The sequence below is a fragment of the Siphonobacter sp. SORGH_AS_1065 genome (assembly GCF_030818595.1).
In the GTDB taxonomy this organism is placed as follows: domain Bacteria; phylum Bacteroidota; class Bacteroidia; order Cytophagales; family Spirosomataceae; genus Siphonobacter.
The window spans coordinates 4,692,144-4,703,873 of the sequence record NZ_JAUTAM010000004.1 but is presented as its reverse complement, the minus strand read 5'-3'; the positions used below and the strand labels follow the sequence as shown (position 1 = coordinate 4,703,873).

The window sequence follows — 11,730 nt, the reverse complement described above, 5'->3', positions numbered from 1 at the left end:
GGATTCGAACCCCCGGACCTGTTACAGTCAACAGTTTTCAAGACTGCCGCGATCGACCACTCCGCCAACCCTCTGTTTGTGTCACAAAAGTAGTGGTATTTGGGAGCTTTGTCAAGTGCTGTTTCGAAAAAATTATAGTTCTATTAAGTCTTGAACCACTACTTTCATTCTAGGTGCCTCACCCTCAGGCACTATTACAATTAAATTTTCTGAAGAAATTTCTCCATTTTTTAATAGATGTCCCACCTGAATGTTCGTCGTAGTGGTGATCATCTTGCCTTCAGCATTCTTTACGGTCTGTTTGTAGGGGATGACAAAAGGCCCGGCGTAAACCTGAGCGTCTTTCGAGGTGAGGCGTTTGCCCGTGGCATTCACGCATAGGAAGGCGGCGAGTAAATTCTGGTTCTGCTCGCCGAAGGCGGTTGGTCGTGGAAACAGGATTTTCGAACAGCCGCTATTATTTCGAACGTACACCCGCAGTTCAAAACGGTTGTAATTCTCGTTCTTGATTTCCATCTTTCGCTCGTTCGTAATATCAAAGCCGTATTCAAAGCCATTGAAATTCGCTGCGTGCTCAGTAGTCAGATCAATACTTTGCTGGGCGTAGCTTGCCAGGGGAGCCAGCAGAAGAAAAAATAGAACTTTTTTCATGTTGGGGATAAGGTGAGAAAATCGTCACCCAAATGAAAGCGATATTCAGCAAAAAAGGAAGGCCGATAAGCCTTCCTTTAGTAGATCATTTCTTGTAAATACTTAATTAGTCATCGCCAGTAATAAATCGGCCTGAGTGATGATGTGAACGCGATCAACTTCGTCACGAACGAGTAGGGCTTTGTTGTCTTTATCGATTAGCGAAGCCAAAACGTCGATGGTGTCGTGAAAGCCCACAAACCGGAAAGGTTTCTCCATAATTTCCTGAATGGGTAATTCCTTAATGTCCGGCGATTGAATTAGTAATGATAGGATCGTCGATTCTGAGATACTGCCCACGAAGTTACCCGTTTCATCAACCACCGGAATCTGACTGATGCCGTCGCGATTGAGCAGGCGGATCGCCTCGCTTACGCGTGCCTGCTGGGGAAGGGTAATGAGTGGCGTGTTGCGGTGACGAATGCGGATGAGATCGCGGGCAGTAGCAAAGGAGCGGCTTTCCAGGAACCCGTGGTCTTTCATCCAGTTATCATTGTAAATCTTATTCAGGTAACGCGTGCCGTGGTCGGGGAGTAGAATGACCATCACGTCTTCTTCTTTTAAATGCTCCCGAGCGTACTCCAAAGCTCCGTAAACGGCTGTTCCGCAGCTCCAGCCGACGAATAAACCTTCTTCCCGGGCCAGTCGGCGAGCCATGATGGCGGCGTCTTTGTCGGTTACCTTGAGGATATGGTCGATAAGATTAAAATCTACATTTTTCGGCAAAATGTCTTCACCGATGCCCTCCGTGAGGTAGGGGTAAATTTCATGCGGATCAAATTCGCCCGTCTCTTTATACTTTTTGAAAACTGAGCCGTAAGTATCCAGACCGACGGTTACGACGTCTGCCTTTTTTTCTTTCAGAAATTTAGCTGTTCCGCAGATCGTTCCGCCCGTACCTACGCCCGCCGCAAAGTGCGTGATTTCGCCACCCGTTTGCGACCAGATTTCGGGACCCGTGGTATCGTAATGGGCCGCCGAATTGGAAAGGTTGTCGTACTGATTGGGGTAAAACGAATTCGGAATATCCTGATTTAATTTCTTGGCTACCGAGTAATAACTTCTCGGATCATCGGGTTCTACATTCGTGGGGCAAACCACCACTTCAGCCCCCACGGCCCGTAGAATATCGATTTTTTCCTGGGACTGCTTATCGGCCATCGTGAAAATACACTTATAGCCCTTCGCGACAGCGGCCAGAGCCAGGCCCATACCCGTATTACCCGAAGTTCCCTCAATAATGGTTCCGCCCGGTTTCAGAATGCCCGCTGCTTCGGCGTCTTCAATCATCCGAAGAGCAATGCGGTCTTTCACGGAGTTACCGGGGTTGAAGTACTCTACTTTTACAAGAATAGTCCCTGGAATTCCTTTGGTAACTTTGTTGAGTTTGACAAGCGGCGTATTGCCGATGGTCTCAATAATATGGTTATAGTAGTGCATGGCTGAAAGAAAAATAAATCGATCAATGACCGAAAGTGTCAAATTCTTTAGATAGGAACTGGTAAAATTCCGTACTCAGGAAACCTATTACAGTCTATGACTGTTCGGATTTCGGGAGTAAATTTGTAGGAAGAAATCAACAATAGAAGTTTTAACCTTCTTATTTATCAATAAAATATGGTAACGGTATCTCAGGAAGCAGCTGATAAAATCATAGAATTACGTAAGAAAGACGGTCTTACGGAAGACTTTAGCGTACGGGTAGCCGTGAAAGGCGGCGGATGCTCAGGTCTGATGTACGATCTGAATTTTTCTTCTGAGCCGGAAGCGGGCGATATGGTATTTGAAGATAAAGGAGTGAAAGTAATGGTAGATCGCAAGTCGATTCTTTATCTGGCGGGCACCGAATTACAATACTCCGGCGGGCTGAACGGAAAAGGTTTTGTCTTCTTCAACCCTAACGCCTCTCGCACCTGCGGTTGCGGCGAAAGCTTCGCAGTTTAGTTATTGGTTATTCTAAACGAAACATCCCGAAAGTTAAAACTTTCGGGATGTTTCGTTTAGAGAGGCCCTAGTGATCTAAATAACTAAAAACCAACAACGGTTAACTATAATAACTCATCCTTCGGTATCCAGTAGCGATTTTTGAAATCCTGGATCTGGTCGTTTTTTACTTCGACTCCTTCGGCCTCTAGTAACTCCTGCATCCGATTTCCTCCAAAATGATGCTTCCCGGTGAGTACGCCATTCCGATTCACCACGCGGTGGGCCGGAACGTCGGAGAGGTGATGGCAGGCATTCATCGCCCAACCCACCAGTCTTGCTCCCCCTTTTGAACCAAGGTATTCGGCGATAGCCCCGTAGCTGGTCACTCGTCCGGGAGGGATAAGTTTTACTACTTCATAAATATCCTGAAAAGCGTCTGAAGAAGGCATCGTGTGGTAAGGTAATAAAAGAGTGAATAATCACACCTTTTAGGCGAGTATTCACTTGATCGGGTAATGATTCATTAAGATTCATGCTTCGCGTCCAGGCGATCCTGAATTTCCCGGCAGAGTTCTTCGTACCAAGCTTCGCCATAAGCACTAATCAGGGGATCTTTCAGAAATTTATAGACGGGCACCTTCAGGGCTGCTCCGTGTTCGCAGGCGGGTGAACAAATGTGCCAGCGGTCGTAGTTCAGGGCATCATACTGCTCATATTTTGTGACCCGAATAGGGTATAAATGACAGGAAATGGGTTTTTTCCAGTTGATCTTACCGTCTAGATAAGCCTGTTCAATGCCACATTTTAAAATGCCTTTCTGATCATAAACTGCATATGCACATTCCCGACCTTCAATCACGGGCGTAGAATAATCGCCTTCCCAATCTTCAACGTATACGCCCTGCTCTTCAATGGTTTTGATGCCTATCTCCGAAAGGTAAGGTTTCACCTGTTCGTATACTTCTTCCAGCTTAGGTAATTCATCCATTGAAAGCGGAGCTCCGAGGTCGCCCTCTACGCAACAGGCTCCTTTGCATTTAAGAAGATCACAAACGAAATATTGGTCTGCGATGTCGTCTGAAATGACGGTATTATCAATCAGTATCATGCTCGTTAGGGTGGAAAGTCCACTAAAAAAGAATAGCGGGAAATGATTCCCGCTATCAAAATTAACACTTGTCGGAGGGCCTGCGTTCACGCAGACGGGTAATTATTTGTTTTTGATCTTCAACCGTTGACCTGTGCGAATCATGTCTGTGCCCGACATGTTATTCCAGGAGCGAATTTGATCCACTTTTATGTCATACTTACGGGCAATACTAAACATGGTTTCCCCTTGTTGAACGGTATGGTAACGCCACTCTCCAGTAGTAGTAGTGGCAGGGATGCTGCTGGTGGCGGGGCGAGCGGTACCGGCCCGTAATACGTAACGATCGCCAACATTTACCTGAGGGAATGCTTGCAAGCCATTCAGGTCTCTCAATTCTTCGGGCTTCATGTTGTATTTTCTGGCAATAGCGAAGAACGTTTCACCTGATTTAACAACGTGATAAGCTGGTTTACTTTCGGAGGAAGGAGTTGCTTCGCGAACGGGAGCCACGGCTGTTTCTTCCACGCGAATGGGATTGCTCACGGGCGTACCCTTCACCAGCACTTTCTCACCCTTTTTAAGTAAAGGATAACTTTTCAGTCCGTTTAATTCCAGTAACTCATCGGGCTTCATGTTGTATTTACGAGCAATGGCGTAGAACGTTTCTCCCGATTCGACCGTGTGGTAGCTTTCGGAAGCGGCCTCTGTACGAACGGCAGGTTGACGAGTAGGAGCTTCTTCTCCAGGTGTAACTGGGTATCGGTTCGGATTTGTAACTGGACGGCTCACTACTTCGGGTTGTGTTCGAACTGGTTCTGTCCGAACAGGCTGTTCAATGGAGGGCTGAACTGGACGAGTAATAGAAGGATTACCTGAGATAATCTGGCCATTCTCATCTACTAATACTACTCGACCTGAGCCAGACTGAGCAGGTGTTGTGTTGGTAGGTACAGTTACTACTACGTCTGTTGCCGTAGTTCTTTCAGGCGTTTTTGTTTCAGTATTGGCTAAGACAGGAACTTCTTCCTTTGCTTTTTCGGGTTCTGGCAGAGGAACTACTTCAATCGCTGTTTTGCCGGGGCGGCGTTTCTTCAACCATAGTACTCGACCTGGTTGCAGAGGTTCGGTAGCAGAAGCAATGCGGTTTTTCCTTAATAGGAAGCTCAAACGAATGCCATACATTTGAGAGACATCCCAGGCCGTTTCTCCGTGTTGTAAAGTATGGAATTCTACGGGTGCACTTTTGGCTTTTTTCTGAATGTAATACACTTTACCTCCTACAATTTTGTCATCTTCTTCCATGTCGTTAATGGATAGAAAACGACCCGCCCGGATGTCCGCACGTTTAGCGATAGTTTCGTAGGTATCTCCATCCTGAGCAAGAATTCCATCTCTACCATTAATCTGATAGTAAACAGGACCGCTGGAAGCACGATTGGAGGGGGGGGTAATGCGTTTCAGAACCGGAAATTCAGGCTCTCTCGCTTTCGCTTTCCGGGCTGCCGCTGCCGTAGCTGTGCGATTAGCCGAAGGAGTATTAGCCTGCGAAACTGCTACGGGTGGAGCCGACTGATTGGAAGCAAGAGCAGCAGGACGGTTGTTGTCCACTACCACCAGCATGGTATAAGGGCGATCTTGGGGAATTTTTGAGCCGCCCACCCAACGGTTATACCGACGTAATTCTACTTCGTCCACCCCGAGCTGATCGGCAATTTGCGTAAAAGTTTTTCCACCGCTGGCCTTGTATTCGTAGAAAGGCGTTTGGCTGGTGCGGTATCCGCGTAACTCGTTTTCATACACTAGTTTGTGAGCCAGGCAACGCAGAATATAGCGATCCGTTTTGTCAGTAAGTGTTATTTCATTTGCTCCATTCCATTCCGTTGGTACCAGTGACCGAACGCCGCCTAGGCCTAAGTAATAGGAATAAAGGGTTGAAATCCAGTTATTTAAGGCTGTGTTATTTTTCTTTAAATAATTAGCCGCCGCCCGCGTAGAAGCATGAATATTCTTGCGTTCATCTATTTCATCGTCCACACGCAGGCCGTAATCCGTAGCCGTTTCTTTCTTGAACTGCCAGAAACCTACGGCATTGGAAGTGGAAACAGCATCGGGAGCGAGGCCACTTTCCTGCAAAACCAGGTATTTAAAATCATTAGGGACTTTTTCTTCCGAAAGGATATTTTCAACGATCGCGAAAGTAAAGAGAAGCCCGATCCAGGCGTGTGTTGAGGGTGGTCCGGTTCGACAAAAGGGCATAAACGTCGGTTTGGACTATTTGCTGGGCTCCGGCGTCGAGTTTTACGTTGACATTTGCAAAGGTAAGCCGCGTGGGGGCCTGAAAAAGCTGGGCAGAAGCGTATGCGTTTAGGACAAGAGTAAACGCAATAATAAGGATACCTCTAATCATGGTTGATCTGGTTAAGCGTTGTCCTCTATAACGAAGACCTGAACCCTAACGATTCAAAAGATTACTATCGGAAGGTAAAAATGCAGAATTATTTTTTTCGTACGACCATCAAGCCATCACGAATAGGTAATAATATATTTTCAACGCGATCATCCTTCTGAATTTTCGCATTAAAATCCAGAAGATGCTGCGTGTCTTTATCAATTTTCGCATTGGCCTGGGCTACTTTTCCACTCCAGAGTACATTATCAGCAATGATCCAGCCGCCGGGCCGTACCCGATCAATCGTCAGATCATAGTAGGTGGAATAACTGGGTTTATCTGCATCGATAAAGACAATGTCGAAGACTTCGTCCAGATCGGGTATTAAGTCGCGGGCATTCCCCAACCGGTAATCAATCTGGTTTTTATAATCAGACTGATCCAGAAATTCCCGGACAAAAGGTTCCAGCTCGGCCTTGATATCCATGGTAATGACTTTCCCGCCTTCCGCCAGACCTTCCGCAAAACACAGGGCCGAGTAACCCGTGTATGTTCCAATTTCAAGCACAACTTTTGGGCGAACCATCCATGAAATCATCGACAGCATCCGTCCCTGAAAATGCCCTGACAGCATTCGGGGGTGAAGAATTTTCACGTGTGTCTGCCGATTGAGTCTCTTGAGAAGATCACTTTCCGGGCTGGTGTGAGCTTCTGAATAGGCCTCTATTTCCTGATCAATAAAATACATTCTAAAACAAAACTAGGGAAAACCTTCTCACAAATGACATGATTTACTAGGTAATTTTACCAGAACATTTGTCAATGTTCTGGTAAAAAAGTAAGGCTACAGAATTGTTTTTCGTCAAACATTTCGTTCGCTAAGTCCTGTAATTCCTGAGCCGTAATGGCCTTAATATGCCCAAAAAGATTTTCCAGCGATTCAATCCGATGGGTATCGAGCAGGCTCTTGGCCATCATTAGCATATAACTCATGTTACCCTCTTCAGACATGGCCAGCTGCCCCATTAATTGTTGCTTGGTAATGTGTAACTGATTGGCTGTTAGAGGCTTTTCGCGTAACGTTTTGAGCTCCTTCTGAATCAGGGAATGGGTCTTGTTGAGCTGACTGGCTTCCGTACCAAAGTAAATGCCAAAATAACCCGTATCGGTAAACGGTGTATACTGAGCATCTATTCCATAAACCAGACCATATTTTTCACGAACGGAAAGGTTCAGCCGGGAATTCATACCGGGGCCGCCGAGTAGGTTAACCAGAAAGAAAAAGGGGAGACGTTTAGGGTCTTCCAGAGCATACGACTGACGGCCTATCGCCACCTGAGCCTGGGTAATGTTCCGGCGAACGGTTTGGCTTTGAGGCGTGTAAAGGGTAGGAGCCTGACGAATTCGCTGGGTTTTCTTTGCGGGAATATCCTTCAGTAGTCGTTCGGCCAGAGCTACTACTTTTTTGAAAGGTAGTTTACTAACCGACGAAACGATGATCTTTTCAGTATCAATATTCTGAGCAATGAATTCCTGGAAATCCTCGCGTTTGTAACGTTTCAGGCTATCGGCATCACCCAGAATATTGGCTCCTAGCTGATGCTGAGTAAAAATCAGTCCATCAAAATCGTCCTGAATGGCATCTTCCGGCGAATCATAATACATGGAAATTTCTTCCAGAATGACATTACGTTCGCGTTCGATCTGCTTCTCAGGAAAAGAAGAATGGAACGTGATATCAGTGATCAGATCCAGAGCCTTATCGAAATGCTCCGTTAGAACCGAGGCATGAAAGCAGATTTTTTCCTTGGTCGTGTACGCGTTCAATTCGCCGCCTACGTTTTCCAGGCGATTAATGATCTGAAGGTTACTACGCCGTTCGGTGCCTTTGAAAGCCATGTGTTCCCAGAAATGAGCGAGACCTTGCTGATGAGGCTGTTCGTCCCGAGAACCAATATCGAGCATGATGCCCACGTGAGCAATCTGCGTATGTGTAAGCTGCTTGTGTACAATTCTTATCCCGTTGGGTAAAGTATGTAATTGGTATTCTTCCATTGATAATCAGGGCCACATTTCGCTGTGAAAGGAATCCTTTCATCTTCCTCCTATCTCTTTGATGAGAGAATACAATTGTCGTAAAGAAGAGTAAGCGGGTATATGTTACTCAAAGTTAACCGACATTAAAGCAAAATGTTGATAGTTAATAGTGGTATTTAAATAGGATGGTATAGCCTAAATAAGTTTTTATGCGGAAGAAGTATTTGTGCGGCTCCCATTCATTTCAAACTTTTAAGCAGCTGCAAATATAAGAAGGAATGAATAACTGATTGGAAATCAAATAATAAACAAATGTGAAGGGCTGATCAGTACTACTGATCAGCAGAGAAGTATAAAATCCTCAAGGAGCATTGTTTTTTCTTGACGAACTTTGCAGGATGAAAATTCTGGTGATTCAAACGGCTTTTATTGGGGATGTAATTCTGGCGACCTCGTTGCTTGAAAAAATCCATTATCATTTCCCCGAAGCTGAGATTGATTTTTTGGTCAGACGAGGAAATGAAAGTCTGCTGAAAAACCATCCCTACTTGCACGAAACGCTGATTTGGGATAAAAAGTCGGGCAAGTACGCCAGTCTATGGAAGCTTCTCAAGACGATTCGTTCCCGGAAGTATCAGTATGCCATTAATATTCAGCGATTTGGTACCACGGGCTTGTTAACGGCCTTTTCCGGGGCAGAAACGACGGTTGGTTTTGATAAAAACCCACTTAGTTTTCTGTTTTCAAAAAAAATCCAGCACCGCTTTGATGGTCCGCACGAAGTAGAGAGAAATACGGATCTGATTTCCTGGTTTACAGATGCTCAGGTTTTTCCGCCGCGATTGTACCCTTTCGAATTATCCCTTCATCCTACCAGTCCTTACGTTTGTCTGGCACCTTCGTCGGTTTGGTTTACGAAACAATATCCAGAAGAAAAATGGGTGGAACTAATTCAACAGTTGCCCTCGCATTTACAGATTTATTTACTAGGGGGTCCCGGTGATCGGCAATTAGTGGAGCGAATTCAGAAAGCGGCCAATCGGGAGAAGGTTGAATCGTTGGCGGGGAAGTTAAGTCTCCTGGAATCAGCGGCTTTGATGAAAGGAGCCGTAATGAATTATGTGAACGATTCGGGTCCGATGCACTTATGCTCAGCGGTTAATGCTCCAACGACGGCCATTTTCTGTTCGACCGTCCCCACATTTGGCTTTGGGCCGCTGTCGGAGGTTTCCAGTATTGTAGAGGTTGAGGAAAAACTAACCTGTCGTCCCTGCGGCATTCATGGATACAAAGAATGCCCCGAAGGGCATTTTAAATGCGGGAAAGACATCCGAACAGAACAGTTACTCGGTGTCTTAACTACTATGTCGTAGTCATTGAAAGTGGATGGTTCCCTCGCTTTGAGGATTTAGCCTGCCTTCTTGTTTATTAAAATAAAACTGATGCAATTGATAAGTACCTTCAGGAAAGCTTCCTTTTCTTAAGGGAGTATTGACTACATACCCCTTGCGAGTGACTTTTCCAGTAAGTAAAAGTTGTTTGAGAGAATTTCTAAGTAATTGTGTTGGTAGAAAAATAGTATCCATTTCAGAAGCCATTACTATAGCGTATCCTTCGTCTTTTTTTAAAATACCCGGAGCTTCTCCATTATAGACCTGTACCGAAATAAATGGACTACTAAACGAATTATTACTTTGTACAAGTAAGCATTTGTGGAAACCCTGGTTTGTGATCTTCTTATTTTGAAAAGCAGTCAGAATATCATATTTGGGTAAGGTAACGAGAGGTGCCTTTTCTTGGTTAAAAAACGTATTATAATAATTTTCGTAAAATGCACTAGGCTGATATATTATCCAATTTTTATTGACCATAAAATTAATATAGCCAGTACTTAACAAATTACGCTGATTTAATAGGTTTATATAACTACTGAATTGACATACTCCCCATAGCAATGAACTGAAGACTAAAAAAACATAAGCAAAAATATGCTTATTGCGATTGTTATAAGTAAGGTAAGCTACGCAAAATAGCATATTAGCCAGAGCAATAATGGAATAAGGATAATATCGACTTTTAAAAATGACAAATATACCTTCTGAAGATCTCCCAATGGTAATAAAAGCAAATGTTATGAACATAAATAAAGAAACGGAAACGACTGCGATAGCATCACGATCCGTTCTCTGATAAGCCTTAAGAAGTACAAGAATGAAACAAATGATAATAAATAAACCAATATAGATAGCTGGATAAAAAAATGATATAACTGGTTCAGAATCAGAAAGATCTAAAGAGCTGTAATCAAAGTAAGTAGCTCCTGCCAAGCCTGTAATGATGTTCAGAATTTTAGTAGGTAGATTGTCAAAAATGCCAGAAATTTTACTGCCAGAAGGGGTTTCTTTCAGCGTGACATGGCTAAGGTATAAACCAATTCCTAAGGCAGAACTAACCACCCACCCCATGAGAGCCTTATAGTTTTTTAAAAGTAATAAAGCCAGAAAACCAGCAGGCCAGACGGCCATTCCATTCCCCGAAGAAAAGGTACATATCATACCCGCTACAATCGCAGGAAGAAACGAGTATACTGAGAGCTTTTCAACTTTACATAGAAGATAAATAGTTAGAAAGCACATAAAGGTTACTCCCAAATGTTGCAGTCCAGCCATCGTCCAGAAAATGGCTTGGTAGGAGGCGAGAGAAACTAATACGAATGTAATGCTAAGTAACCAGATCCTTGGAAAGGATTTAATCCAACGCTGGTAGAAGAAAAAGATACTCGTCCAGGCTAATCCCGCCGATAAGGCGAATAGTGGCAAAGATATTTTACCCGTAATGCCGTAAAGAATAGATACAAGAATAGTAAAAAATAAAAGCTTATGTTCGACAAAATTATTGCTGATCATAAGCTGAATTTTTTCTGATAAAGAACTGGAGTTATGAAGCTTTAGTAAGAATTCATAAATAGTGGGTAAATCATCTCCAAAGGGAACTGGAGAAATGAAATAATATATGAAGAATAGAAAATTTAATAATAATATGAAGCAGATTAAATAAATTGATTTATTATTAGGGGATATAGCCTTACTCTTGAATCTAAGTGTCATACGAGTAATCAGATATAAAGTTAAGTTAGTGTGGAAGAATACCAAAGTAAGTCACTTAACGTAGTTAAATAACTCGTTCCACAAGGTAATAAAATAAATATTCCGTACAGTAATTTAAGTATTTTTATTTATTAAAATAAAAGGGCAATAGGCAAACAGTGCTTAAAACTGAACTACAAAGGCCGGACTCGAACCGGCGACCTTCCTGTTTCCAGGACGTTCTAACCGAAGTATCACTGCTTTACGGCACCTTTACAAAGGATGCAGGGTAATAAGTAGGGAAATGATCTGCTCTAACCAACTGAGCTACCTGATAAATTTCAGGGCCGGGTTCGAACCGGCGACCCGATGAAACACTCCCTGACGACACCTGCGGAGTACTGAGCAGCCCTACAGTAAGGAGTAATGTTTGATACGGGGATTTGAGGGCTCGAACCTCCGTTGAAACCAGCGTCTCAACGCTACCCAAGAAGTAACCCGTTTCTACGACA

Annotated in this window: 10 protein-coding genes and 1 tRNA gene; 2 read left to right on the top strand and 9 right to left on the bottom strand. The window is 44.0% G+C overall.

Translation table 11 applies throughout. The features are described 5' to 3' along the window. Positions 1–132: 132 nt before the first annotated feature. Positions 133–651 (bottom strand): ABC transporter permease, encoded by a 519-nt coding sequence (locus QE390_RS20330; RefSeq protein ID WP_307143525.1) that lies wholly within the window; start codon positions 649–651, stop codon positions 133–135. Between the two features lie 102 nt (positions 652–753). Further along, positions 754–2,130 carry a cystathionine beta-synthase gene (locus QE390_RS20325; protein WP_307143524.1) on the bottom strand — a complete coding sequence of 459 codons (1,377 nt, stop codon included), beginning with the start codon at positions 2,128–2,130 and terminating at the stop codon, positions 754–756. A 177-nt stretch (positions 2,131–2,307) separates the two neighbouring features. On the opposite strand from QE390_RS20325, the gene QE390_RS20320 reads away from it, so the two are divergent. Further along, complete coding sequence (locus QE390_RS20320; protein WP_106635726.1) at positions 2,308–2,634, top strand: iron-sulfur cluster assembly accessory protein; 327 nt, start codon at positions 2,308–2,310, stop codon at positions 2,632–2,634. A gap of 104 nt (positions 2,635–2,738) precedes the next feature. Here QE390_RS20320 and QE390_RS20315 read toward each other — a convergent pair whose 3' ends face one another. The 5 genes from QE390_RS20315 to QE390_RS20295 form a co-directional block, all read right to left on the bottom strand. Next, positions 2,739–3,065 carry an MGMT family protein gene (locus QE390_RS20315; RefSeq protein ID WP_106635727.1) on the bottom strand — a complete coding sequence of 109 codons (327 nt, stop codon included), beginning with the start codon at positions 3,063–3,065 and terminating at the stop codon, positions 2,739–2,741. A gap of 74 nt (positions 3,066–3,139) precedes the next feature. After that, positions 3,140–3,724: a DUF3109 family protein gene (locus tag QE390_RS20310; RefSeq protein ID WP_106635728.1), complete on the bottom strand. Its 585-nt coding sequence runs from the start codon at positions 3,722–3,724 to the stop codon at positions 3,140–3,142. Positions 3,725–3,826: 102 nt separating this feature from the next. Next, on the bottom strand, positions 3,827–5,962 hold the full coding sequence (locus QE390_RS20305) for a LysM peptidoglycan-binding domain-containing protein (RefSeq protein ID WP_307143523.1): 2,136 nt from the start codon (positions 5,960–5,962) through the stop codon (positions 3,827–3,829). Positions 5,963–6,201: 239 nt separating this feature from the next. Further along, on the bottom strand, positions 6,202–6,843 hold the full coding sequence (locus tag QE390_RS20300; protein WP_307143522.1) for an O-methyltransferase: 642 nt from the start codon (positions 6,841–6,843) through the stop codon (positions 6,202–6,204). A 71-nt stretch (positions 6,844–6,914) separates the two neighbouring features. Beyond that, on the bottom strand, positions 6,915–8,150 hold the full coding sequence (locus QE390_RS20295) for a pitrilysin family protein (protein WP_307143521.1): 1,236 nt from the start codon (positions 8,148–8,150) through the stop codon (positions 6,915–6,917). A 380-nt stretch (positions 8,151–8,530) separates the two neighbouring features. Between QE390_RS20295 and QE390_RS20290 the strand changes: the two genes are divergently transcribed. Beyond that, complete coding sequence (locus QE390_RS20290) at positions 8,531–9,505, top strand: glycosyltransferase family 9 protein (RefSeq protein WP_307143520.1); 975 nt, start codon at positions 8,531–8,533, stop codon at positions 9,503–9,505. Here QE390_RS20290 and QE390_RS20285 read toward each other — a convergent pair whose 3' ends face one another. Next, positions 9,506–11,038, bottom strand: a complete 1,533-nt coding sequence (locus QE390_RS20285; RefSeq protein WP_307143519.1) for a DUF1097 domain-containing protein — start codon at positions 11,036–11,038, stop codon at positions 9,506–9,508. 381 nt (positions 11,039–11,419) lie between these two features. Beyond that, positions 11,420–11,547: transfer RNA gene (locus tag QE390_RS20280), tRNA-OTHER, on the bottom strand. Positions 11,548–11,730: the final 183 nt, after the last annotated feature.

What these genes read in the sequence shown, in the direction of transcription:
- QE390_RS20290 (WP_307143520.1), top strand. Translation starts at nt 8,531, where the DNA reads ATGAAAATTCTGGTGATTCAAACGGCTTTTATTGGGGATGTAATTCTG.
- QE390_RS20320 (WP_106635726.1), top strand. Translation starts at nt 2,308, where the DNA reads ATGGTAACGGTATCTCAGGAAGCAGCTGATAAAATCATAGAATTACGT.
- QE390_RS20300 (WP_307143522.1), bottom strand. Translation starts at nt 6,843, where the DNA reads ATGTATTTTATTGATCAGGAAATAGAGGCCTATTCAGAAGCTCACACC.
- QE390_RS20295 (WP_307143521.1), bottom strand. Translation starts at nt 8,150, where the DNA reads ATGGAAGAATACCAATTACATACTTTACCCAACGGGATAAGAATTGTA.
- QE390_RS20285 (WP_307143519.1), bottom strand. Translation starts at nt 11,038, where the DNA reads ATGATCAGCAATAATTTTGTCGAACATAAGCTTTTATTTTTTACTATT.
- QE390_RS20305 (WP_307143523.1), bottom strand. Translation starts at nt 5,962, where the DNA reads ATGCCCTTTTGTCGAACCGGACCACCCTCAACACACGCCTGGATCGGG.
- QE390_RS20315 (WP_106635727.1), bottom strand. Translation starts at nt 3,065, where the DNA reads ATGCCTTCTTCAGACGCTTTTCAGGATATTTATGAAGTAGTAAAACTT.
- QE390_RS20330 (WP_307143525.1), bottom strand. Translation starts at nt 651, where the DNA reads ATGAAAAAAGTTCTATTTTTTCTTCTGCTGGCTCCCCTGGCAAGCTAC.
- QE390_RS20325 (WP_307143524.1), bottom strand. Translation starts at nt 2,130, where the DNA reads ATGCACTACTATAACCATATTATTGAGACCATCGGCAATACGCCGCTT.
- QE390_RS20310 (WP_106635728.1), bottom strand. Translation starts at nt 3,724, where the DNA reads ATGATACTGATTGATAATACCGTCATTTCAGACGACATCGCAGACCAA.